At 58.9% G+C, this 21,641-nt stretch carries 25 protein-coding genes and 1 pseudogene; 24 read left to right on the top strand and 2 right to left on the bottom strand.

What is annotated here, in order from left to right; all coding sequences use genetic code 11:
- Positions 1-98: pseudogene (locus tag ABYT07_RS09035) on the bottom strand (30S ribosomal protein S6); the annotation flags it as partial.
- Positions 99-395: 297 nt separating this feature from the next.
- Here ABYT07_RS09035 and ABYT07_RS09030 point away from each other — a divergent pair.
- On the top strand, positions 396-914 hold the full coding sequence (locus ABYT07_RS09030; RefSeq protein ID WP_372991021.1) for a hypothetical protein: 519 nt from the start codon (positions 396-398) through the stop codon (positions 912-914).
- 147 nt (positions 915-1,061) lie between these two features.
- On the top strand, positions 1,062-1,631 hold the full coding sequence (locus ABYT07_RS09025) for a YceI family protein (RefSeq protein WP_372991027.1): 570 nt from the start codon (positions 1,062-1,064) through the stop codon (positions 1,629-1,631).
- Positions 1,632-1,705: 74 nt separating this feature from the next.
- Here ABYT07_RS09025 and ABYT07_RS09020 read toward each other — a convergent pair whose 3' ends face one another.
- The gene (locus ABYT07_RS09020; RefSeq protein ID WP_372991019.1) at positions 1,706-2,914 is read right to left on the bottom strand and encodes a cytochrome b/b6 domain-containing protein; all 1,209 of its coding nucleotides are present in this window, start codon (positions 2,912-2,914) and stop codon (positions 1,706-1,708) included.
- Between the two features lie 146 nt (positions 2,915-3,060).
- Here ABYT07_RS09020 and fabD point away from each other — a divergent pair, with 146 nt between their 5' ends.
- The 22 genes from fabD to ABYT07_RS08910 all read left to right on the top strand — a co-directional run.
- Entirely contained in the window at positions 3,061-3,993 is a 933-nt protein-coding gene (gene fabD / locus ABYT07_RS09015) for an ACP S-malonyltransferase (RefSeq protein ID WP_372991017.1), read from the top strand.
- A gap of 24 nt (positions 3,994-4,017) precedes the next feature.
- Complete coding sequence (gene fabG, locus ABYT07_RS09010) at positions 4,018-4,755, top strand: 3-oxoacyl-[acyl-carrier-protein] reductase (RefSeq protein WP_372991015.1); 738 nt, start codon at positions 4,018-4,020, stop codon at positions 4,753-4,755.
- Between the two features lie 201 nt (positions 4,756-4,956).
- A complete protein-coding gene (locus tag ABYT07_RS09005) occupies positions 4,957-5,190 on the top strand; it encodes an acyl carrier protein (protein ID WP_372991013.1) in 234 nt (77 codons plus the stop codon).
- A gap of 179 nt (positions 5,191-5,369) precedes the next feature.
- Complete coding sequence (locus ABYT07_RS09000) at positions 5,370-5,903, top strand: GNAT family N-acetyltransferase (protein WP_372991011.1); 534 nt, start codon at positions 5,370-5,372, stop codon at positions 5,901-5,903.
- A gap of 98 nt (positions 5,904-6,001) precedes the next feature.
- Complete coding sequence (gene fabF, locus ABYT07_RS08995) at positions 6,002-7,261, top strand: beta-ketoacyl-ACP synthase II (RefSeq protein ID WP_372991009.1); 1,260 nt, start codon at positions 6,002-6,004, stop codon at positions 7,259-7,261.
- Positions 7,261-8,445 (top strand): endolytic transglycosylase MltG, encoded by a 1,185-nt coding sequence (gene mltG / locus ABYT07_RS08990; RefSeq protein ID WP_372991006.1) that lies wholly within the window; start codon positions 7,261-7,263, stop codon positions 8,443-8,445. The genes fabF and mltG overlap by 1 nt, the downstream gene beginning before the upstream one ends.
- Before the next feature lie 609 nt (positions 8,446-9,054).
- Complete coding sequence (locus ABYT07_RS08985) at positions 9,055-10,281, top strand: DNA-packaging protein (protein ID WP_372991025.1); 1,227 nt, start codon at positions 9,055-9,057, stop codon at positions 10,279-10,281.
- 165 nt (positions 10,282-10,446) lie between these two features.
- Complete coding sequence (locus ABYT07_RS08980; RefSeq protein ID WP_372991004.1) at positions 10,447-11,625, top strand: phage portal protein; 1,179 nt, start codon at positions 10,447-10,449, stop codon at positions 11,623-11,625.
- Positions 11,618-11,842 carry a hypothetical protein gene (locus tag ABYT07_RS08975; protein WP_372991002.1) on the top strand — a complete coding sequence of 75 codons (225 nt, stop codon included), beginning with the start codon at positions 11,618-11,620 and terminating at the stop codon, positions 11,840-11,842. Before ABYT07_RS08980 ends, ABYT07_RS08975 begins: the two co-directional genes overlap by 8 nt.
- A gap of 26 nt (positions 11,843-11,868) precedes the next feature.
- Complete coding sequence (locus tag ABYT07_RS08970; protein ID WP_372991000.1) at positions 11,869-12,489, top strand: HK97 family phage prohead protease; 621 nt, start codon at positions 11,869-11,871, stop codon at positions 12,487-12,489.
- 43 nt (positions 12,490-12,532) lie between these two features.
- Positions 12,533-13,708, top strand: coding sequence for a phage major capsid protein (locus tag ABYT07_RS08965; RefSeq protein WP_372990998.1), 1,176 nt, complete (start codon positions 12,533-12,535; stop codon positions 13,706-13,708).
- Between the two features lie 163 nt (positions 13,709-13,871).
- Positions 13,872-14,471 (top strand): hypothetical protein, encoded by a 600-nt coding sequence (locus ABYT07_RS08960; protein WP_372990996.1) that lies wholly within the window; start codon positions 13,872-13,874, stop codon positions 14,469-14,471.
- Positions 14,468-14,806, top strand: coding sequence for a head-tail adaptor protein (locus tag ABYT07_RS08955; RefSeq protein ID WP_372990994.1), 339 nt, complete (start codon positions 14,468-14,470; stop codon positions 14,804-14,806). Before ABYT07_RS08960 ends, ABYT07_RS08955 begins: the two co-directional genes overlap by 4 nt.
- Complete coding sequence (locus ABYT07_RS08950; protein WP_372990992.1) at positions 14,803-15,213, top strand: DUF3168 domain-containing protein; 411 nt, start codon at positions 14,803-14,805, stop codon at positions 15,211-15,213. Before ABYT07_RS08955 ends, ABYT07_RS08950 begins: the two co-directional genes overlap by 4 nt.
- A 36-nt stretch (positions 15,214-15,249) precedes the next feature.
- Positions 15,250-15,690, top strand: coding sequence for a phage major tail protein, TP901-1 family (locus ABYT07_RS08945; RefSeq protein WP_372990990.1), 441 nt, complete (start codon positions 15,250-15,252; stop codon positions 15,688-15,690).
- A 4-nt stretch (positions 15,691-15,694) separates the two neighbouring features.
- Complete coding sequence (locus ABYT07_RS08940) at positions 15,695-16,009, top strand: gene transfer agent family protein (RefSeq protein WP_372990988.1); 315 nt, start codon at positions 15,695-15,697, stop codon at positions 16,007-16,009.
- A gap of 32 nt (positions 16,010-16,041) precedes the next feature.
- Positions 16,042-16,212, top strand: coding sequence for a rcc01693 family protein (locus ABYT07_RS08935; RefSeq protein ID WP_372991023.1), 171 nt, complete (start codon positions 16,042-16,044; stop codon positions 16,210-16,212).
- Positions 16,212-16,868, top strand: coding sequence for a phage tail tape measure protein (locus ABYT07_RS08930; RefSeq protein ID WP_372990986.1), 657 nt, complete (start codon positions 16,212-16,214; stop codon positions 16,866-16,868). The genes ABYT07_RS08935 and ABYT07_RS08930 overlap by 1 nt, the downstream gene beginning before the upstream one ends.
- 12 nt (positions 16,869-16,880) lie before the next feature.
- Positions 16,881-17,513, top strand: a complete 633-nt coding sequence (locus ABYT07_RS08925; protein WP_372990984.1) for a TIGR02217 family protein — start codon at positions 16,881-16,883, stop codon at positions 17,511-17,513.
- Positions 17,513-18,400 (top strand): DUF2163 domain-containing protein, encoded by an 888-nt coding sequence (locus ABYT07_RS08920; RefSeq protein ID WP_372990982.1) that lies wholly within the window; start codon positions 17,513-17,515, stop codon positions 18,398-18,400. The genes ABYT07_RS08925 and ABYT07_RS08920 overlap by 1 nt, the downstream gene beginning before the upstream one ends.
- Entirely contained in the window at positions 18,397-18,855 is a 459-nt protein-coding gene (locus tag ABYT07_RS08915; RefSeq protein WP_372990980.1) for an NlpC/P60 family protein, read from the top strand. The genes ABYT07_RS08920 and ABYT07_RS08915 overlap by 4 nt, the downstream gene beginning before the upstream one ends.
- On the top strand, positions 18,855-21,641 hold a 2,787-nt coding region (locus ABYT07_RS08910; RefSeq protein ID WP_372990978.1), incomplete at its 3' end, for a glycoside hydrolase/phage tail family protein. The genes ABYT07_RS08915 and ABYT07_RS08910, both read left to right, overlap by 1 nt.

Genomic DNA, 21,641 nt, shown 5'->3' with positions numbered 1-21,641 from the left:
TTGTCAGCCAAAACTGTGCCAAAATGTTCGATAAGGCCTTCTGCTTGCGTGTTGGACAAGTCCTGACGCGCAATCATAACATGCTCATAAAGCGGCATGTGCACTCCTATTTATATCAAGGCGCATTTCATAGGCGAGGCATGAGCGTTTTGCGGCCCCACCACGAGAGTCTGCGCGGATCAAAAGATGATGCAAAACGAAAGGCTGATATACACGGTTTCGCGAACAGGGCAAGGGGTGTCTGGTGCCATCGCGCCGCGTTGGCCTGAGGGGTTAATTACCCGTTAATTTCGTGGAATTGTACCAGCAACGCCGCACACCTGCCGTCTTGTGGTCATATTTCGACGTAATGGTTAACGAATTACAATGGCTGGTTGAGATTAAGGGGTAGCGCTATGACCGCGACATCGGACTTCATGGACACGGGACAAACGGATGCCGTGGCACCCAATACCATTACTGGTTTCGAGGTGCTGCTGCGCCTTCTACAAAGGCTTGCAGCAGTGGCTTTGGTCGCAGCGGTCGCTTCTTTGTGGATTGCACCGGGCGCGGATTTAGGTGCGGATGTGGTGGTCATGAAGATTGGTCTGTCCATCTTAGCTTGCGTGATGGCTGCGATGGTTGCGCTGTCCAGCATCAAACCGGCACAGCCCGAGATTGAAATCGACACATCCCGCCGCGAATTGCGTGTTGTGCGCCCGGCCACCCCGAATTTCGTTCAGCTGAGCAGCACAGGTCAAAGAGAACTGCTTCGCCGCTGGCGCTTTTCCGAGTTGGGTCAGGTTGAACGCGTTGGGCGAACGCTTAGTTTTTGGGACCACCAAGGCCAGTTCCTTGCCGATGTTCACGTGACCGAGCAAGAGACATTGGACAAGCTGGTATCGGGACTGCGTGACGCAGGGCAGCAGGTCTAAAAACTGCCAAGTGCAGCCTTGGGCAATACGCCAAGCCGCACTGTTCATTTTCGCGCACAAACTGTTGAAGGGTGTCGGGTTGCCGTTGCCCGCGATTGCGCCACTTATAGCCCCATGAATTGTAAAAATTGGAGCTATCACATGAATATGAAGTCTGTTCTTCTCGCTACCGCCCTGACTTTGGGCGCGACATCCGCGTTTGCTGCCGAGAAATATGTTCTCGATGCCAGCCACAGCCAGATTGTCTTTACCTACAACCACCTTGGGTTTTCGACCACAACATCCATGTACAGCGGTTTTGACGGCGAAATCATGATGGACGCCGAGGCCCCGGCAAATTCATCCGTCAGCGTTTCCTTTCCTGTGATGGACCTGATCACCGGATGGCAGGCACGGTCGGATCACTTTATGTCCGAAGATTTCTTTGGCGCGGCCGAAGGTGACATGGTCACATTTGAATCAACCGGCATCGAAGTGACAGGTGAGGATACGGGCCTGATCACGGGTGACTTGACCATGAACGGCGTGACCAAGTCGGTTGTTCTGGACGCGAAGCTGAACCAGATGGGCGACCACCCGATGGCCAACAAGCCATGGGCCGGTTTTGACGCGACAGCATCCGTACTGCGGTCGGATTTCAACCTGGGCAAATTCGCACCTTTCGTCGGCGACGAAGTACAGATCAACATCTCTGTTGAAGCGATGAAAGCTGAATAAGCCTTTTACTTTCGTCTTGAAATGAAAACGCCGGGGTTATGCCCCGGCGTTTTTTTTGCCACGATGGCAGCGGGTCAATCGCCTTGGCGGGTTGCAACCAGGGTGATCGTGATGGCCACGTCAAAGGCCAGCGTCGCGGCATCGGTGACGCTTTGGCCGATGCCAAAGTTGCGGCGGTCCAGCGTGGTTGATCCGTTCATTTGCGCCGTATCGCCATCTAGTGTCAGATCAAACGGCAGGGATATCGGGACCGATTGGTCCTTGATCGTCAGGGTGCCGTCCGCAACATAGCCCGTGTCGGTAAGGTTGATGTCAGCCTGAAACACGGCCGTGGGGAAGTTTTCAGCATTGAAGAAATCTGCACCCATCGCCTGATCCGTGACCGACCCCAGGGCAAGCGACGGGATCGACACGGTGGTGGTGACTTCGCCAGCCTTGCCGCCGTCGGCGTCCGCATCGAAAGTGATCGCAGCGGTCCAGTCGGCAAAGCTGCCTTGCACGTCGGATCCAAATTGCGTCACGACCAGCCCGATTGTACCTTCTTCGACCTGCCACTGGGAGGCGACCTGTTCGAGGGCAGGGGCATCGGCGGTGTCACCCTTTTCACCGCCCTGAAGCAGTCCCAAACCCAGTCCGAGGGCGATGGCGGCTGCCCAGACCACAGTCGCCGCAGCGACGGGGGCATTGCTGTGGTGCTGTGTTGGCATGGGGCCGATGGCGGGTTCGCCGGGCAGCATGCGGCGCAGGGTCGAATCGCGGTCGACAAAGTGGTGCTTGAGCGCGCCTGCCGCGTGTAGGATCAGCGACCCGATCAAGACCTTGCCCGCGATTTCGTGCAGCGCGCCAAAAGCATGTTCCACGCGGGTGCTTTTGGCGATAAACGGTAAGTCTTGCCCAAAAGGCCACCAGATCGGTGCAAAGCCCGAGGCCGCAGCGTGGCTGATCCAGCCTGCAAGCGGCACAATCACAAGTGACCCATAAAGCAGCCAATGCACGGTTTCGGCCAACCAGCTTTCGAGCTTTTTGTCGGCGTTCAGCAGCCCCGGTTTGGGCTGTCCAATCGCCCAGATTATCCGCAGCAAGGCGACAAAGAATACTGTAACGCCAAGGGTTTTGTGCAGCGAAAAGAACCATGCTTTCGTGGTCAGTTGCGCCTGCGTATCATGGGGCAGGTCGTTTGCATAAAAGCCAAGGGCAATCAGCGACAAGATCAGCAGGGCAGTGAGCCAGTGAAAAAACTTGGTAACGCCGCCGTAACGCAGCGCGGTATTGTGAAGGGGCATAAGGTGTCTCCGGTGAAAGAATATGCCTTTGGGTTTAAAGGAATACGGGCAACGGGCAATCGTCGATATCCGCACAAAAGCGGTGCAGGCTTGTTTGCGCGCACGTCGCAGGGTAAAGCCGTTTGAACGACAAAACGGGGGACTTTATGAGCATCGCATTCGTTTATCCGGGCCAAGGCGCGCAGACTATCGGCATGGGCCGGGATCTGGCTGACGCCTATCCGGCAGCAAAAGCCGTCTTTGACGAGGTTGACGCGGCTTTGGGCGAAAAGCTGTCGGCACTGATCTGGGAGGGTGACGCCGAGGCGTTGACCCTGACCGAAAACGCACAGCCTGCATTGATGGCGACATCCATGGCGGCGATGGCGGCGTTGAACGCCGAAGGTATCACAATCGACAAGGCTGCCTTTGTGGCGGGTCATTCGTTGGGCGAATATTCAGCCCTTTGTGCAGCGGGCACGTTTTCGCTGGCTGATACGGCGCGTTTGCTGCGCATCCGGGGGCGCGCCATGCAGGCCGCTGTTCCGGTCGGGCAGGGGGCAATGGCCGCCTTGCTGGGGCTGAGCTTTGAGCAGGCCGAACAGGTCGCAGCGGATGCGGCACAGGGCGATGTTTGTCAGGTGGCCAACCAGAATGACCCCGCGCAAAATGTCGTGTCCGGCAGCAAGGCGGCGGTTGAACGCGCCATTGATCTGGCCAAGGCCGCAGGGGCCAAGCGTGCGTTGCTTTTGCCTGTTTCCGCGCCGTTCCATTGCGCCTTGATGGCCCCCGCAGCCGAAGAAATGGCAAGCGCTTTGGCTGATGTGACCATGCATGCGCCATCGGTGCCGGTGGTGGCGAATGTGGTGGCCGAAGCCGTCACCGACCCGGACCAGATCCGCAAGCTGTTGATCGAACAGGTCACCGGTCAGGTGCGTTGGCTGTCGTCGGTTGAATGGATGGGCGCGCAAGGCGTGACCGAGATTTGGGAGATCGGTGCAGGCAAGGCTCTGTCGGGTATGATCCGCCGGATCAACAAGGAAATCACATGCGTGAATGTCGGTACGGCAGCAGATGCTGCGGCGATGAAGCTGGCATGAAACGAAAAGTAGAAGGAAGAGTAGATGTTTGATCTGACAGGGAAAAACGCGCTGGTCACCGGTGCGTCCGGTGGTATCGGTGCCGATATTGCGCGCGCTTTGCACGCCCAAGGGGCGACCGTGGGGCTGTCTGGCACCCGCACGGAACCTCTTGAGGCGCTGAAGGCGGAGCTGGGCGACCGCGCCCATGTGTTGCCCTGCAACCTAAGTGATATGGAGGCGGTTGACGCCCTGCCCAAGCAGGCCGCCGAGGCGATGGGTTCGGTTGATATTCTGGTAAATAACGCCGGCATCACCCGCGATAACCTGTTCATGCGCATGTCAGATGACGAATGGAATTCAGTGATCAATGTGAACCTGACCGCGACTTTCAAGCTGTGCAAGGGCGTGATGCGCGGCATGATGAAGGCGCGTTGGGGCCGAATCGTAAATATCTCCAGCATCGTCGGGGCCACCGGCAATCCTGGTCAGGCGAATTATGCGGCGTCCAAGGCGGGCATGGTGGGCATGTCGAAATCACTGGCCTATGAGGTCGCCAGCCGCGGCATCACTGTGAATGCTGTCGCCCCCGGATTTATCACTACAGCCATGACCGACAAGCTGACCGATGATCAAAAGTCTGGAATCATGACGCAAATCCCAGCCGGTCGCATGGGCGAGCCGTCCGAGATCGCAGCGGCGGTGGTATATCTATCCAGCGCAGAAGCCGCCTATGTCACAGGAACAACCTTGCATGTGAACGGCGGTATGGCCATGTTGTAGAACGGCGTCGCAAAGCGTTTGCCAAATCTGCGTCCTGTGCTAAAGGGAGCGCAGATTTCGCAACGCGACGGGTTGATTGCATCCCGCGCCTTGTGACAACAAGAACCATAGCCGCCCTTCGGGGCACGATCCAAACAGACCTGCAAGGTTTGAGCGGAACCAGAAGAGGGCACATGTTGCCCGAATGAATGAGGACAGAATATGAGCGACGTCGCAGAACGCGTAAAGAAAATCGTGGTAGAGCACTTGGGTGTTGAAGAAGACAAAGTCGTTGAGAACGCTTCGTTCATCGACGACCTTGGCGCAGACAGCCTTGACACCGTCGAGCTGGTAATGGCGTTCGAAGAAGAGTTCGGCATCGAGATCCCCGATGACGCAGCCGAGAACATCCAGACCTTCGGCGACGCGGTCAAGTTCATCAACGGCGCGTCCTAAGACGCTTTTGTATTCGCCCCGTTTCGGGTGCGGATCGGCTAAATAATTCAGAAACGGCGTTCTTTCCCAGCGAAAGAACGCCGTTTCTTGTTAAGCGGGAACTTTCTTGCTTGTCTGCGGGGCTTTGGTCGGGTGAACTGGGGCAGACAATGATTCAAGCGTGAAGGCAATTCACCACCATGTCACGAGCAGTACCGACGATTAATACAGCCAGACTGACCTTGCGGGCCATGCGGTCCGAAGATTTCGCACGCTTTGCCGAAATCTGGGCCACACCTGCGGTTGTCACCCATATTAGTGGCAAACCATGGCCGAAAGCACGGTCATGGGACGCGTTCTTGCGCAATGCGGGGCATTGGCAGGTGGTCGGCTTTGGCCAGTGGGGCATCCAGCAACGCGGCGCGCGCGCAATGGCGGGGCAAACCGGTTTCTTTTACGGATCACGCGGATTAGGCGAGGATTTCGACCCCTATCCCGAGGCTGGGTGGGTTCTGTCCCCCGAGGCGCAAGGCACCGGCCTAGGGTTGGAAGCGGCGCGCGCGGCGCATGATTGGTTTGACCGGGTTGTGACCGGGCGTACCGTCTGTATGATAGCCGCTGAAAATACGCCGTCTCTGCGCCTCGCCGAATGCTTGGGCTATGTTGATCAACGCGAGGTCATGATTGATGGCGACAGCGTGCGGTTGATGACCCGAAAGGGCCCCCCGGTCTGAAGGGGTTGCCAGATCGGCTGCGCGGAACACATCTTGAAATCTGAGGCTTTGCCAAGGTATAGCCGATTAACGCGAAGAAAACACCAAGGGGCTTGGATATGCGCAGAGTAGTTGTGACAGGTTTGGGGCTGGTTACTCCGTTGGCTGACGGGGTCGAGGCCAGCTGGTCGAGACTGTTGGACGGACAGTCCGGCGCGGGGCAGATCACCGGGTTTGATCCCAGCAAGCTGGTCACGCAATACGCGTGCGAAGTTCCCTTGGGTGACGGGTCTGATGGCACGTTTAATCCAGACAAATACATGGAGCCGAAAGAACAACGTAAGGTTGATACCTTTATTTTGTTCGGCATGGCTGCTGCTGTTCAGGCCGTCGAGGATTCTGGCTGGGCTCCGACAGAGCGCGAAGATCAAGAGCGCACGGGTGTGTTGATCGGGTCGGGCATCGGTGGGCTTAATTCAATCGCGAATACCGCGGTGATGATGCATGAAAAGGGGCCCCGCCGGGTCAGCCCGTTCTTTGTGCCGGGGGCGTTGATCAATTTGATCTCGGGTCAGGTGTCGATTCGGTACGGTTTCCGTGGTCCGAACCATTCGGTCGTGACAGCCTGTTCCACCGGGGCGCATGCGATTGGGGATGCAAGCCGTCTTATTATTCACGGTGACGCCGATGTGATGATCGCAGGCGGGGCCGAGGCTGCGATTTGCGAGATCGGCATGGCGGGTTTCAACGCCTGCAAGGCGCTGTCTACCAAGCGCCCTGATGACCCCAAAAAGGCCAGCCGCCCCTATGACGCGGACCGTGACGGTTTTGTCATGGGCGAAGGTGCAGGCATTGTGGTTCTGGAAGAATACGAACACGCCAAGGCGCGCGGTGCCAAGATCTATGCCGAAGTTTTGGGCTATGGTCTGTCCGGTGACGCCTATCACATCACCGCGCCCGCCGAAGATGGCGACGGGGCTGAACGGTCCATGCGCAATGCCTTGCGCGGGGCGGGCATTGAACCAAAGGACATTGATTACATCAACGCGCACGGGACATCGACCATGGCGGATGTGATCGAACTGGGTGCCGTTGAGCGGATGTTGGGTGACGCCGTAGAAGGTGTGACCATGTCGTCGACCAAATCTGCCACAGGGCATCTGTTGGGCGCTGCCGGCGCGATCGAAGCGATCTTTTCGATCCTCGCGATCCGCGATCAAGTGGCACCGCCCACGATCAACCTTGATAACCCGGCGGTCGAGACCAAGATTGATCTGGCCCCCCACAAGAAGGTCGAACGCAAGATTGATATCGTGCTCAGCAACTCCTTCGGGTTTGGCGGCACCAATGCCAGCGTGATCTTTGGGAAAGTTTCATAATGTGGCGTCACATTGCTTCTAATGCGGTGACGTTCCTGATTATGGGATTGTTCTTGTTGGGTGGCTTGGTGCTATGGGGGCGTGGTCAGTATGACGCGCCAGGTCCGTTGTCCGAGGCGATCTGTCTGCAGGTCGAGCGTGGATCAAACATGCGGACCGTGGGCGTCAAGTTGGCGGAACAGGAAGCTGTGACATCAGCACCGATCTTTCGTATCGGTGCCGATTACGAAGACAAGACCGGTGATCTGAAGGCCGGAAGTTTTCTGATCGAACCCGAAAGCAGCATGAAAGAGATCGTTGATATCGTCACCCGAGGCGGGGCCAGCACCTGCGGCACCGAGGTCGTCTACCGGATCGGGATCAACCGCATCAGCACGCAAGTGCGTGAGTTGGACCCAGCAACCAACAGTTTCGTTGAGCGGGCTGAGTTCACGCCCGGCGTTGACGATGTGCCCGAGATCTATACCCAGACCAAATCCAAGGCCGACACGCGGTTCCGGATTGCATTGGCCGAAGGCGTGACCAGCTGGCAGGTCACCGAGGCGCTCAAGTCGATTGACATGCTGGAAGGCAGTGTGGCCGAGGTTCCCGCCGAGGGCGCATTGGCCCCTGACAGTTACGAGGTTCGGAGCGGGGAAGATCGCAGTGCGATCCTTGCAAAGATGCAAGCCTCGCAAGAGCAGCGCCTGGCTGAGGCGTGGGAAGCGCGTGATCCCGGCCTGCCGGTCGCCAGCCCCGAAGAGCTGTTGATTCTGGCGTCGATCGTGGAAAAAGAAACCGGTGTGCCTGAAGAACGCCAGCAAGTAGCCAGCGTTTTTGTGAACCGCTTGAACCAAGGTATGCGGTTACAGACGGACCCGACGGTCATCTATGGCATCACCAAGGGACAGGGTATTCTGGGCCGTGGGTTGCGCCGCAGTGAATTGCGCGCAGAAACACCTTGGAACACCTACGTGATCCCAGCACTGCCGCCTACACCTATTGCCAATCCCGGACGGGCCAGCCTGATGGCGGCCGCACAACCGGCGGAGGAAGAGTATGTATTCTTTGTTGCCGACGGGACGGGGGGGCATGCGTTTGCCGTGACATTGGAAGACCATAACCGCAATGTTGCCCGCTGGCGCGAGATCGAAGCTGAGCGCGGTGCTGCGGCGGCTGGCAATGCATCAACGGGCGGGAACTAACCCGGTTTAGAGTTCCGAATTTAGGAATTTGTTAACCATCGTAAGGGGTGGGAGGGTTTTGGTAACCCTTTTTTCCTTGACTTTGCGCACGGTCTGACGTAGATATTTAGGCATGCTAGACGAGATGGGCGAACGGCCCCGGATTTATTTCCGGTGGCCGTTTTTTCATGTTCGCTCGGTTTGGAGGTTCCAAACGAGAGGTATGAGCAACCATGACTATGATTACCCCGGAGCAAGAGATTGCGACAAGCGAAGAGCACTTCAAAGCCCTTCAATCAGCAATCCGCGACCTGCGTCGCGAAATCGAGAGCCTGAGAGAACAGGCCAATTCCGGGGAGGAATTTAACGAAACTGCGGCGTCAAAAGCACTGGGTAAAGCCAGCGGCATGGTGGCGACCTGCGTCAAAGTGGAGAACTATTTAAGTGACTGCCGAAACAGACAAGCGGGCATTGCCCGAGGAGGCTACGCGCTCGATCTTGACCGGGCGCGGGCTGACATCGGGTGCAAGCTGGATCGGCTCCGCCGATGTGGCGCTGCAAGACCAGTTTCTGAATGAACTGGATGAGGGAGAGCTTATGGCTCTCCCTTTTTTATTCGAGTTTTGGGCGATGCCGCATCAATTGCCCCCCGAGGGCGCATGGCGGTCTTGGGTAATCATGGGCGGGCGCGGTGCGGGAAAAACCCGTGCCGGTGCCGAATGGGTGCGGTCGATGGTCGAAGGGGCGCGGCCGCTGGACGCAGGGCGCTGCCGCCGCGTGGCGCTGGTGGGCGAGACGATTGAACAGGTGCGCGAGGTGATGATCTTTGGCGATAGCGGGATATTGGCCTGCTCGCCCGCAGACCGTCGGCCAGATTGGGAGGCGACGCGCAAACGGCTGGTGTGGCCCAATGGTGCTGTGGCGTCAGTGCATACGGCGCATGACCCCGAAGGGCTGCGCGGCCCACAGTTTGATGCTGCTTGGGTGGATGAGTTGGCTAAGTGGAAGAAGGCCGAAGAAACCTGGGACCAGCTGCAGTTTGCGTTACGCTTGGGCGATGACCCACGGGTCTGCGTGACGACGACGCCGCGCAATGTGAGTGTGCTGAAAAAGCTGTTGGCATCGCCGTCTACGGTCAGCACCCATGCCCCGACCGAAGCCAACGCCGCGAATTTGGCGGGGTCTTTCCTTGAGGAAGTGCGCGCGCGGTATCGCGGGACGCGGCTGGGGCGGCAGGAATTGGACGGTGTGCTGCTTGCAGATGCCGAGGGCGCGCTGTGGACATCGGAAATGCTGGAAGGCGGGCGTATCCAGAAGTTGCCAGAATTTGATCGCATCGTCGTGGGGGTGGACCCGGCGACGACTGCAGGGTCAGGATCAGATGAATGCGGCATTGTCGTAGTTGGGGCGCAAACCCAAGGGCCGCCACAAAGTTGGCGGGCTGTGGTCTTGGCCGATTGCACCGTGCAGGGGGCGACCCCGTCGGGCTGGGCGCGGGCGGCAATTTCGGCAATGGAGCAGTACGGCGCGGACCGTTTGGTGGTTGAGACCAACCAAGGCGGGCTGATGGTCGGCGAGGTTTTGCGCCAGATTGATCCGCTGGTGCCATTGAAGTCTGTCCACGCGTCGCGGGGCAAGGTGGCACGGGCCGAGCCTGTGGCGGCGCTGTACGAGCAGGGGCGTGTGGGCCATGCGGCGGGCCTTGATGCGTTGGAGGACCAGATGTGCCGGATGACCGCGCGGGGATATGAGGGCAGCGGGTCGCCGGACCGCGTCGATGCGCTGGTTTGGGCGCTGCATGAGCTGATGATCGAGCCTGCAGCGAGCTGGCGGTCACCCGGCGTGCGTTTGCTTTGAGGGGCGCGCGTGCAGCACAGGGGCCCTTCGGGGAGAGGTTAATTGGCAAAATGAAGCAGAGGCGGTGTTGCGGTGGCAGCGTTCGGTCAGTTGCAAGGGTGTTAAGAGTTTATTGGCATTTTGATCAAGCGGAAGATGAGCAGGGCAGACAAGGAGTTGGGCGATATGGTTTTTGATTTTCTGAGGCGCGGAGCGGCGGTTGAAGCGCCGGCGCAGAAAGCCTCGGCCACGGGGCCCGTGGTCGCATATCAGACCAGCGGCAGAGTCGCCTGGAGCCCGCGTGATGCAGTAAGCCTGACGCGGTTGGGTTTCTGCGGGAATCCGGTAGGGTTCCGGTCGGTCAAGTTGATCGCGGAAGCTGCGGCAGCTTTGCCTTTGGTTTTGCAAGATGCCGACCGCCGCTATGAGACGCATCCGTTGATGGATCTGGTGAGCCGTCCCAATGGGGCGCAGGGCCGTGCGGAGCTGCTGGAGGCGCTTTATGCTCAGTTGCTGTTGTCTGGCAATGGCTATGTCGAGGCGGTGGGGGCTGAGACCGGCATTCCGATGGAGCTGCATGTGCTGCGGTCTGATCGGATGTCAGTGGTACCAGGTGCAGATGGCTGGCCGATTGCCTATGAGTATGCGGTGGGGGGGCGCAAGCACCGCTTTGATGCAAGCGGTCAGGCAACGCCTGTCTGTCATATCAAGAATTTCCACCCCCAAGATGACCACTATGGGTTCAGCCCCATGCAAGCGGCGGCCATGGCGATGGATGTGCATAATTCCGCCTCGCGCTGGAGCAAAGCTTTGCTGGACAATGCCGCGCGTCCGTCGGGGGCGATTATTTACCGAGGTGCAGAAGGGCAAGGCAAGCTGAGCGATGATCAATATGATCGCTTGGTAAATGAGATGGAGAGCCATCATCAGGGGGCGCGAAATGCCGGACGGCCAATGTTGCTGGAAGGGGGCCTTGATTGGAAGCCGATGGGGTTCTCGCCCTCGGATATGGAGTTTCACAAGACCAAAGAGGCCGCCGCGCGCGAAATTGCGCTGGCCTTTGGGGTGCCGCCGATGCTGTTGGGCATCGCGGGGGATGCCACCTATGCCAATTATCAAGAGGCACATCGCGCGTTCTACCGTTTGACGGTTTTGCCCTTGGCGACACGGGTGACCGCATCGCTGGCCCATTGGTTGTCTGGGTTTTCGGGCGAAGTTGTGGGCCTGAAGCCGGATCTTGATCAGGTGTCTGCCCTGTCGCAAGAGCGTGACGCGCAATGGGCAAGGGTCGCCGGTGCAGAGTTCTTAACCCAAGCCGAAAAGCGTAGCCTGTTGGGCTTGCCTGCGGTGGCTGCGGATGAATGAGGTACCACAGTTTGACCGGTTTGAATGTGCCCCGGGGTTGCGGTTGCAGGCCCATGAGAGGGTCAGTGCCATTCACCACGAAAACCTTTTGCACCGCTTGGACCGGCTTGAAGAGATGATGGAGCGCCTAGAGCGGCGGTTGTGGCTGACGGTTTATGGCGTGGTGGCGGTGATTTTGGCGCAAGGGGTGCAATCCTTTCTGGTAGTGCAGCCCTAACAATCTGAATTTAATAGGAGATTACCATGGATACTGACATGGTTAACCCCGGCTTTGCGCCGGGGAACGAGAGAGGCTTGTCCGATTTGGGGCCGGGCCTTGAGCATAAATTTGCCAAGTTCGGTGAGGGTATCACCGTTGAAGGCGGTACCGAGATCAGCGGCTATGCAAGTCTGTTTGGCAGTGTTGATCAAGGCGGTGATGTGGTTGCAAAGGGCGCTTATGGCGCGTCGTTGATTGCAGGCGCAAAGGCGGATCGGCGCATCAAGATGCTGTGGCAGCACGACCCCAGCCAGCCCATCGGTGTGTGGGACGAGGTCCGCGAGGATGCCCGCGGTCTGTGGGTCAAGGGACGTATTCTGGACAGCGTGGCCAAGGGCCGTGAGGCAGCGGCGCTGATTGCTGCGGGTGCGATTGACGGTCTTAGCATCGGCTACCGTACGGTCCGTGCCGCCAAGAACGACACAGGTCAACGTCTGTTGACCGAGCTTGATCTTTGGGAAGTCTCGCTTGTGACCTTCCCAATGCTGCCCACGGCGCGGGTTGCCGCAAAAAGCGATTTTTCCGCTGACTTTGCCGCTGTGGGGGACGTGCTGCGCGACATGGCAGCTGCGTTCGAAGAGGCGCGCCAGGAGTTGACGCGGTGAGAGCCCCACGGGGGAAATTTCAACTTTAACTAAGGGTATGTGGATGGACCAGATTGAGACCAAAACGCGGGGCGCGCCTGCGTCTGCCGCAGAAGAAGTCCGCCAGGCCGTGACCGGCTTTGTGCATGATTTCAAAGGCTTTCAGGCCGAAATGACGACCAAGTTGCAACAAACAGAAGAGCGAATGACTATGTTGGACCGTAAAATGACTTTGCCTGCGCGTACTCCTTTGGGGGGAGCTGTTGACGCCGCTGCGCCACATCAAAAAGCAATGAATTCCTATATCCGCAACGGCGATGATGACGGCCTGCGCGGGCTTGAGATGGAAAGCAAGGCGCTGTCTTCGGCGGTGAATTCCGATGGCGGTTATCTGGTGGATCCGCAGACGTCCGACCGGGTGAAATCTGTGCTGAACGCCACGGCGTCGATCCGTGCGATTGCATCTGTGGTTCAGGTCGAAGCGACGTCCTACGATGTACTGGTGGATCATGCCGATATGGCTGCGGGTTGGGCGACGGAAACCAATGCGGTAGCCGAAACCGGCACACCACAGATTGACCGCATTACCATCCAACTGCACGAGCTGAGCGCTTTGCCGAAAGCGTCGCAGCGTTTGCTGGACGATTCCGCCTTTGACATCGAAGGGTGGCTGGCCGGGCGTATCGCAGACAAATTCTCGCGTGCTGAAGCGGCGGCATTCATCAGTGGCGATGGCATCGACAAGCCCAAAGGCCTGTTGGCGCATGACAAGATCGATAATGACGTATGGACTTGGGGCAACCTTGGCTATGTGCCGACGGGCGTAGATGGTGAGGTGACAGCGGATTCGGTCGTTGATCTGGTCTATGCTCTGGGGGCGCAATACCGTGCGCATGCAAGTTTCGTGATGAACTCGAAAACAGCGGGTCATGTGCGCAAGCTGAAGGACATGGATGGTCGTTTCTTGTGGTCCGACGGGCTGGCGCAGGGCGAACCTGCACGTCTGATGGGCTATCCTGTGTTGGTGGCCGAAGACATGCCGGACAATGCAACGGATTCATTCTCGGTTGCCTTCGGTGATTTTGCGGCAGGTTACACCGTGGCCGAGCGCCCCGATCTGCGCATCCTGCGCGATCCGTTCAGCGCCAAACCCCACGTTCTGTTCTATGCCACCAAACGTGTCGGTGGCGACGTGAGCGACTTTGCGGCGATCAAGCTTCTGAAATTCGGCACCGCGTAAAAGCGGTCCGAATACGGGGCCGGGGCAACTTGGCCCCGGTCCGGGCGCGTGCCGACGGTTTGGGTGCATTGTCTAGCTGCTCCCTCCGACCGAGCAATGCAGCCGGGTGCGCGCCCGGGTCCCTTTGGGGGACAGGGAAGAACGGAATAATTGGAGACGTTCCATGATGTTGATCGAAGAGACAAGCGTGCCAGATGCTGCACTTCCCGTGGACGCCTTCAAGGGGCATCTGCGCTTGGGCAGCGGTTTTGGTACGGATACGCTGCAAGACGAGGTGCTGGTCAGTTTCTTGCGCGCTGCCTTGGCCGCAATCGAGGCGCGCACCGGCAAGGCGTTGATCCGGCGTAATTTCAGCTGGACCCTGACGGGTTGGCGCAACCCCGAAGGACAGGGCTTGCCAGTTGCGCCGGTGCAGATTGTCAGCAGCGTCACCATCGTCGCACGCGACGGGAATGAGACAGTGATTGATCCACAACGGTATTGGCTTGAGCGTGACATGCAGCGGCCAACCCTGCGCCCGACCGGCACCTTGCTGCCGACCATTCCGACAGCCGGGTCCGTCGCGGTTACACTTGAGGCCGGGTTTGGCGTGACATGGGCCGAAGTGCCTGCGGATTTGCAGCAAGCTGTGTTCTTGCTGGCAGCGCATTATTATGAATTCCGTCACGAAACCAATCTGAGCGATGGTTGCATGCCCTTTGGCGTCAGCAGCTTGATTGAACGCTATCGCAATCTGCGCATCGGTGCCGGAGCAAGCCGATGAGCGGGTTGCAACTGAACCGTCGTTTGGTGCTTGAGGCTCCGACGCGGTTGGTCGACGGGGCGGGAGGGTACCGCGAGACCTGGGAGCCCTTGGGAGAGGTTTGGGCCGACGTATCGGCACGGGGCGGGCGCGAGGCGGCACAGGCCAGCGTTCCGATCAGCCGGATGGGTTTCGCGATTACCGTGCGCGCCGCGCCCTTTGGCAGCCCAGAACGCCCCCAACCCCAGCAGCGGTTCCGCGAAGGGACACGGGTGTTCAAGATCCAGACCGTCGCCGAGCAAGATCAGGATGCGCGGTATCTGGTCTGTCTGGCCCAAGAGGAGGTCGTGGTATGAGTTATGCGCTTTCAGCCCCGCTGCAACTGGCGGTTTTCGCGGCCCTTTCAGCGGATGCGGCTTTGGCCGCCTTGATCGGGGACGCGATCTTTGATGCCATTCCCGTGGGCGACGTGCCTCCGCTTTATGTGCGCTTGGGCGAGGAAGAGGTGCGCGATGCGTCGGATGGATCAGGTGCGGGTGCCGTGCATGTGTTCAGCGTTGCCATCGTCAGCACAGCCCCGGGCTATGCCGACGCCAAGGGGGTTGCCGGCGCGATCAGTGACACGCTGCATAATAGGGATCTGACCCTAAGCCGGGGGCATTTGGTCAGTCTTCAGTTTGAACGTGCATCGGCAAAATTCATCAGTGCCGCGCAGGCACGCCAGATTGACATGCAGTTCCGCGCACGGGTGCAGGACGGCTAAGACATTCACTCTATTCAATAATCCAGGAGACGAGATATGGCTGTTCAAGCAGGTAAAGACCTTTTGGTCAAAGTAGACATGACAAGTGACGGTCAGTTCGAAACCATCGCCGGGCTGCGCGCCACGCGCATCAGTTTCAACGCAGAGCCGGTCGAGGTCACGTCTTTGGACAGTGATGGTGGTTGGCGCGAGCTGCTGGCAGGGGCCGGTGTCCGGTCGGCAGCGATCAGCGGATCGGGCGTGTTTCGCGATGCGGGCACGGATGAACGCGCGCGGCAGTTGTTCTTTGACGGGCTGACGCCGGATTTCCAGATTGTGATCCCCAGCTTTGGGGTCATCGAAGGGCCGTTTCAGGTGTCTTCGATCGAATATGGCGGTTCCTTGAATGGCGAGGCGACTTACGAGTTAAGCCTCCAATCGGCCGGGCAGTTGGTGTTCACACCTGATGTGACCGTCGATCCTGGAACAGGGGTCTAAGCGCATGGCCAACCCTTGGAGGGGCGACGTCGCGTTGACCATCGACGGGCAACGCCATGTGGCGCGCCTGACGCTGGGCGCATTGGCCGAGCTTGAGGACATATTGGACGAGCCGTCCTTGCTGTCGTTGGTCGAGCGGTTCGAGGACAACAGCTTTTCCAGCCGCGATGTCTTGCGGTTGCTGGTGGCGGCGTTGCGTGCCGGAGGCATGGAGGTGACCGAGACGTCACTGGGCAACGCCACCATTGACGGCGGCCCGATGGGGGCGGCCAAGGCTGCGGCAGAGCTGTTGGCACGCGCTTTTGTGGTGCCTGCGTGACAGCGGCCAAGGGGCTTGATTGGCCAGCATTGATGCGGGCCGGACTTAAGGGGTTGGGGCTGACGCCTGAGGAATTTTGGGCGCTGACCCCGGCAGAGTTGCAGTTGATGTTGGGGACTACGGCTGCGCAGGCACCGCTGCTGAGCGACGGACTAGCGGCCTTGATGGCAGCCTATCCCGACACTTCGGAAAGGGACATGTGATGACAGATGATACATTCGACAATCTTGAGGGTGGGGCCGAACGGCTGAATGGTACGTTGTCCGAAACAAGCAGTTTGGTGTCAGGCTTTGACAGCGAATTGCGCCGTATGCGCACGGCGTTGGCAGGTACTGGCAAGGACGTGGCGACACTTGAAAAGGGCCTGAGCCGGGGTTTGCGCCGAGCGTTTGACGGGGTGGCGTTTGACGGGCTCAAGCTGTCGGACGCGCTTTCGACGGTGGCACGGTCGATGGTGAACACGACCTATAACGCCGCGATGAAACCCGTGACCGACCATTTCGGCGGACTGATCAGCCAAGGGGTTGGATCGCTGGTGCAGGGCATTTTGCCCTTTGCCAATGGTGCGCCGTTTTCGCAGGGCAAGGTTATGCCCTTTGCCCAAGGCGGCATCGTCAGCAGCGCGACGGGTTTCGGGATGCGCGGCGGCATGGGCGTGATGGGCGAGGCGGGACCGGAGGCGATCATGCCGCTGGCACGCGGCCCTGATGGCAAGCTGGGGGTTAAAGGCGGCGGGGGTGGCGGCACCACTGTGGTCATGAATATCTCGACCCCCGACGTGCAGGGATTTCAACGCAGTCAAAGCCAGATCGCCGCGCAAATGTCTCGCGCGCTAAGCAGCGGCAACCGAAACCGGTAAAGGAGCGCCGATATGAACTTTCATGATGTCAGATTTCCGCCCAGCCTTAGCTTTGGATCAGTCGGCGGCCCACAACGGCGTACCGATGTGGTCACGCTTGCCAACGGGTTTGAGGAACGAAACACACCTTGGGCCCATTCGCGCCGTGTCTTCGATGCCGGGCTTGGCATGCGGTCAATCGATGATGTGCAGGCGCTGACAGCGTTCTTTGAGGCACGCTTTGGCCAGATGTATGGGTTTCGCTGGAAGGATTGGGCTGATTTCAAGTCTTGCCGGTCTTCGATCACAGTTGCCTTTGACGATCAGGTGCTGGGGCTGGGCGACGGGGTGCAAACCGACTTTCAGCTGATCAAGACATATGAATCAGGGGGACACAGCTATTTTCGCCCGATTACCAAGCCTGTGCAGGGCACTGTTCGCGTCGGTGTCGCGCAAGATGAACTGCAAGAGACAATTGACTATGAGATCGACATTTCGACGGGCGTTGTGCGCTTTGACAGCGCCCCGGGTCGTGATCTGGTGGTGTCTGCTGGCTATGAATTCGATGTGCCGGTGCGGTTTGATACCGACCGGATCCTGGTCAGTGTCGCCAGTTTTCAGGCCGGTCAAGTCCCGAATGTTCCGGTGATCGAGGTGCGCGTCTGATGGCTGATATGAATGAAGCGCTGATCGCACATGCAAAGACCGGCCTAACAACATTGTGCCACGCCTGGGCTATCCGGCGGCGCGATGGTGTGGAACTGACCTTTACCGACCACGACATGCCGTTGTCTTTCGACGGGATGCAGTTTCGCGCCGACAGCGGGCTAAGTGCGCGCGCGCTGTCGCAAAGCACGGGCCTGTCGGTAGATAACACCGAAGCCATGGGTGCGCTGAGCCATGCAGTTATCCGCGAGGACGAGATCGAGCAGGGCCGCTATGACGGGGCCGAGGTGCTGTGCTGGCGTGTCAATTGGGCCGATGTATCACAGCGCAGCGTTCTTTTTCGGGGTTCGATCGGAGAATTGCGCCGCGCAGGTGGGGCATTCCGGGCCGAATTGCGCGGGCTGACAGAGGCGTTGAACCGGCCTTTGGGGCGCATCTATCAAAAGCCATGCTCGGCAGTTTTGGGCGACGGTGCCTGCGGTTTTGACCTTGATGCAGCAGGGTACTCAGAAACGACCGATATCGAACAGCATCAAGAGGGCCGTGTGTTTCAGTGGCAGGATTTGCCGGGCTATGATGATGGCTGGTTCGTGCGGGGGCGTCTAGAGGTTTTGAGCGGACCAGCGGCAGGCTTGTGGGGCATGATCAAACACGACCGCCGGATTGACGGTTTGCGCGAGATCGAGCTGTGGGAACCGATCAGGGGTGCCATTGCAACGGGCACGCAAGTAAAATTGGTCGCGGGCTGCGACAAGCGCATGGAAACCTGCCGGCTAAAGTTCAATAACTTTCTGAACTTCCAAGGCTTTCCTGATCTACCGAACGAAGATTGGATGATGGCAGTGCCCAAATCCACAAGCGCGAACAGCGGTGGATCGCTGCGATGACGGCACAGGCCGATCTGATCGTGGCGGCGGCGCGCGGCTGGGTGGGCACGCCTTATGTGCATCAAAGTGCTGTCAAAGGTGCAGGTTGCGATTGTCTGGGCCTATTGCGCGGTGTTTGGCGCGAAGTCCTTGGGCCAGAGCCCGAAGCGATCCCGGCCTATTCGATGGACTGGTCTGAACCCCAAGGCGAAGAACGCCTGTGGCGCGCGGCCCTGCGACATCTGCAGCCCAAAGCGTTAAACGATGCGGCGGCGGGCGATGTGCTGCTGTTTCGGATGCGCAGCGGGGCGGTGGCCAAGCATCTGGGGCTGATGGCTGATCCAGGCGCAAATGCGCGGTTTATCCACGCCTATAGCGGCCATGGTGTAACCGAAAGTCCGTTCAGCGCCCCATGGCGGCGTCGAATGGTGGCGCGATTTGAATTTCCGACTGACATTTCGATGGGGGCAACCTGATGGCGACGATATTACTTTCAGCAGCAGGGGCAGCGATTGGCGGCTCCGTTGGCGGCACGCTGGCGGGTCTGTCCTCGGTTGCGGTCGGTCGGGCGGTTGGCGCGACCCTTGGGCGGGTAATCGACCAGCGATTGCTGGGCGAGGGTGCCCAAGCAGTGGAAACCGGTCGTGTCGACCGCTTTCGTCTGACCAAGACCGGCGAAGGCGAGGCGATTACCCAGCTTTACGGACGTATGCGCCTTGGCGGACAGGTGATATGGGCGTCGGATTTTGCCGAAACGACAACTGTGACCGGCGGCGGCAAGGGCGCGCCATCAAAGCCGCAAACGACGGAATACAGCTATTCGGTCAGCCTTGCGATTGCGCTCTGCGAGGGTGAAATTACTGGCATCAGCCGGATTTGGGCCGATGGTGAGGAAGTTTCGCCAGACGATTTGAACCTGAGTGTTTATCACGGGACCCGCGATCAATTGCCCGATCCAACGATTGCCGCAGTTGAAGGCGCGGATAAGGTGCCTGCCTATCGCGGCACCGCTTATGTGGTGATGGAAAACCTGTCGCTGGGTCAATTCGGTAACCGCGTGCCGCAATTCTCCTTTGAGGTCATGCGTCCAGAAGAAGCTGCCGCCCCGCAAGGGGAATTCAGCGTGACCCATGGCGTTAAGGGCGTGGCACTGATCCCGGGTACGGGTGAATATGCGCTGGCGACGACTTCGGTGCACTACGCCGATGGGGCTGGGGCACGGTGGAGCGCCAATGTCTCGACCCCAGCGGGAAAGAGCGATTTTCTGGTGTCGCTGGACACGTTGACCGATGATTTGCCCCAGCTCGAGGCCGCATCTTTGGTGGTCTCGTGGTTTGGGGACGATCTGCGGTGTGGCGGTTGCACGGTGCGGCCAAAGATTGAAAACGATGCGATTGAGGGTGAAAACATGCCTTGGTCGGTGGCGACCCTATCGCGTGGGACGGCAGCTGTGATGGCGCAAGAGGACGGTCGCCCCATCTATGGCGGGACCCCTGCGGATGCATCGGTGATCGAGGCGATAGAGGCGATGAATGCTGCGGGCAAGGCTGTCATGTTTTACCCGTTTATCCTGATGGATCAGCTCTCTGGCAACACTTTGTCGGACCCCTATAGTGATGCCGACACCCAAGCCAAACTGCCATGGCGCGGACGGATAACCCTATCGGAGGCACCGGGCAGACCCGGCAGTCCGGATGGTACAGCGACAGCAGATGCGCAGGTCGCCGCGTTCTTTGGCACCGTGACGGCGGCAGATTTCACCGTCACGCCAGGGCATGTTGTTTATGCTGGCCCCGATGAATGGACGCTGTCGCGCTTTATCCTCCATTATGCGGCCCTTTGTGCAGCAGCAGGCGGGGTCGAGGCTTTTTGCATCGGCACCGAGATGCGCGGCCTGACCCAGATCCGTGGAGCAGGCGGGGCATTTGTAGCAGTCGAACACTTTCGTGCGTTGGCCGGACAGGCCCGTGCGCTTTTGGGGCAGCAGACGAAGATCAGCTATGCCGCTGATTGGTCGGAATATTTCGGCTATCAACCCCAAGATGGCACCAGTGATCGGTATTTCCACCTGGATGCGCTTTGGGCAGATGGCAACATCGACTTCATTGGCATCGACAATTACATGCCTCTGTCAGACTGGCGCGACGGTAAAGATCATCTCGACGCAGCGGATTGGGACGCGATCTATAATCTTGACTACCTCAAATCCAATATCGAAGGCGGTGAAGGTTATGATTGGTACTACCACTCCACCGAGGCCCGCGACGCACAAATCCGCACACCAATCACAGATGGTGAAGGGGATGAGCCGTGGATTTATCGCCATAAAGATATTCGCAACTGGTGGGCCAATGTGCATCACGACCGTGTTGACGGTATCCGCCAAGAGAACCCAAGCGCGTGGGTGCCGGGATCAAAGCCCATTCGGTTCACCGAATATGGCTGCGCTGCGATTGATAAAGGCACCAACCAGCCAAACAAGTTTCTCGATTTGAAAAGCTCTGAGAGCAGCTTGCCGTGGTTTTCCACCGGTGCGCGGGACGATCTGATGCAGATGCAATATTTGCGTGCCTTCGTCGACTACTGGTCCGACCCGGCAAACAACCCCATCTCGGCCGAATATGGCGCGCCGATGATCGACATGTCGCGCGCGTATGTCTGGGCATGGGACACGCGCCCCTATCCGTTTTTCCCCAATAACCGCAGCCTTTGGAGCGACGGGCAAAATTATGCACGCGGCCATTGGTTGAATGGGCGCAGTTCTTCTCAGCCGTTGTCGTCGCTGGTTGGCGAAATATGCCGCCGCGCGGGGCTCGAGGCGTACGATACCTCGCGGCTTTATGGCTATGTTCGTGGCTATGCGGTGGATCAGGTCAGTGATGCACGGGCGTCATTGCAACCCCTAATGCTGCGCTATGGCTTTGACGCGGTGGAACGCAACGGCACCTTGACCTTTATTATGCGGGACGGGCTGGATGCGGTGCGGTTGGACCGTGATTCACTTGCCGTCAGCAGTGAATTGGACGGCATCACAGAACAATCCCGTGAGGCGCAGGCCGAAATAGCTGGCCGTATGCGGCTGCGCTTTGTTCAGGCGGATGGCAACTTCGATACCATCGCTGAAGAGACGATTTTGGCCGATGATGCGACCCATTCGGTGTCGGCATCAGAGATGAACATGGCGCTGACCCGTGCAGAAGGCCGCCAAGTGGTCGAACGCTGGCTGACCGAGGCCCGTATTTCACGCGAAAGCCTGCGTCTG

It is taken from the genome of Sulfitobacter sp., assembly GCF_041552635.1.
In the GTDB taxonomy this organism is placed as follows: Bacteria; Pseudomonadota; Alphaproteobacteria; order Rhodobacterales; family Rhodobacteraceae; genus Sulfitobacter.
The sequence above is the reverse complement of the archived record's forward strand: the minus strand, read 5'-3'. Positions and strand labels throughout refer to the sequence as shown.

What these genes read in the sequence shown, in the direction of transcription:
- ABYT07_RS09020 (WP_372991019.1), bottom strand. Translation starts at nt 2,914, where the DNA reads ATGCCCCTTCACAATACCGCGCTGCGTTACGGCGGCGTTACCAAGTTT.
- ABYT07_RS08950 (WP_372990992.1), top strand. Translation starts at nt 14,803, where the DNA reads ATGAGTTATGCGCTTTCAGCCCCGCTGCAACTGGCGGTTTTCGCGGCC.
- ABYT07_RS09005 (WP_372991013.1), top strand. Translation starts at nt 4,957, where the DNA reads ATGAGCGACGTCGCAGAACGCGTAAAGAAAATCGTGGTAGAGCACTTG.
- ABYT07_RS08960 (WP_372990996.1), top strand. Translation starts at nt 13,872, where the DNA reads ATGATGTTGATCGAAGAGACAAGCGTGCCAGATGCTGCACTTCCCGTG.
- fabD (WP_372991017.1), top strand. Translation starts at nt 3,061, where the DNA reads ATGAGCATCGCATTCGTTTATCCGGGCCAAGGCGCGCAGACTATCGGC.
- ABYT07_RS08920 (WP_372990982.1), top strand. Translation starts at nt 17,513, where the DNA reads ATGGCTGATATGAATGAAGCGCTGATCGCACATGCAAAGACCGGCCTA.
- fabF (WP_372991009.1), top strand. Translation starts at nt 6,002, where the DNA reads ATGCGCAGAGTAGTTGTGACAGGTTTGGGGCTGGTTACTCCGTTGGCT.
- mltG (WP_372991006.1), top strand. Translation starts at nt 7,261, where the DNA reads ATGTGGCGTCACATTGCTTCTAATGCGGTGACGTTCCTGATTATGGGA.
- ABYT07_RS09025 (WP_372991027.1), top strand. Translation starts at nt 1,062, where the DNA reads ATGAAGTCTGTTCTTCTCGCTACCGCCCTGACTTTGGGCGCGACATCC.
- ABYT07_RS08980 (WP_372991004.1), top strand. Translation starts at nt 10,447, where the DNA reads ATGGTTTTTGATTTTCTGAGGCGCGGAGCGGCGGTTGAAGCGCCGGCG.
- ABYT07_RS08925 (WP_372990984.1), top strand. Translation starts at nt 16,881, where the DNA reads ATGAACTTTCATGATGTCAGATTTCCGCCCAGCCTTAGCTTTGGATCA.
- ABYT07_RS08965 (WP_372990998.1), top strand. Translation starts at nt 12,533, where the DNA reads ATGGACCAGATTGAGACCAAAACGCGGGGCGCGCCTGCGTCTGCCGCA.
- ABYT07_RS08945 (WP_372990990.1), top strand. Translation starts at nt 15,250, where the DNA reads ATGGCTGTTCAAGCAGGTAAAGACCTTTTGGTCAAAGTAGACATGACA.
- ABYT07_RS08955 (WP_372990994.1), top strand. Translation starts at nt 14,468, where the DNA reads ATGAGCGGGTTGCAACTGAACCGTCGTTTGGTGCTTGAGGCTCCGACG.
- ABYT07_RS08915 (WP_372990980.1), top strand. Translation starts at nt 18,397, where the DNA reads ATGACGGCACAGGCCGATCTGATCGTGGCGGCGGCGCGCGGCTGGGTG.
- ABYT07_RS08935 (WP_372991023.1), top strand. Translation starts at nt 16,042, where the DNA reads ATGCGGGCCGGACTTAAGGGGTTGGGGCTGACGCCTGAGGAATTTTGG.
- ABYT07_RS08970 (WP_372991000.1), top strand. Translation starts at nt 11,869, where the DNA reads ATGGATACTGACATGGTTAACCCCGGCTTTGCGCCGGGGAACGAGAGA.
- ABYT07_RS08975 (WP_372991002.1), top strand. Translation starts at nt 11,618, where the DNA reads ATGAATGAGGTACCACAGTTTGACCGGTTTGAATGTGCCCCGGGGTTG.
- ABYT07_RS08930 (WP_372990986.1), top strand. Translation starts at nt 16,212, where the DNA reads ATGACAGATGATACATTCGACAATCTTGAGGGTGGGGCCGAACGGCTG.
- fabG (WP_372991015.1), top strand. Translation starts at nt 4,018, where the DNA reads ATGTTTGATCTGACAGGGAAAAACGCGCTGGTCACCGGTGCGTCCGGT.
- ABYT07_RS09000 (WP_372991011.1), top strand. Translation starts at nt 5,370, where the DNA reads ATGTCACGAGCAGTACCGACGATTAATACAGCCAGACTGACCTTGCGG.
- ABYT07_RS08985 (WP_372991025.1), top strand. Translation starts at nt 9,055, where the DNA reads ATGCCGCATCAATTGCCCCCCGAGGGCGCATGGCGGTCTTGGGTAATC.
- ABYT07_RS09030 (WP_372991021.1), top strand. Translation starts at nt 396, where the DNA reads ATGACCGCGACATCGGACTTCATGGACACGGGACAAACGGATGCCGTG.
- ABYT07_RS08940 (WP_372990988.1), top strand. Translation starts at nt 15,695, where the DNA reads ATGGCCAACCCTTGGAGGGGCGACGTCGCGTTGACCATCGACGGGCAA.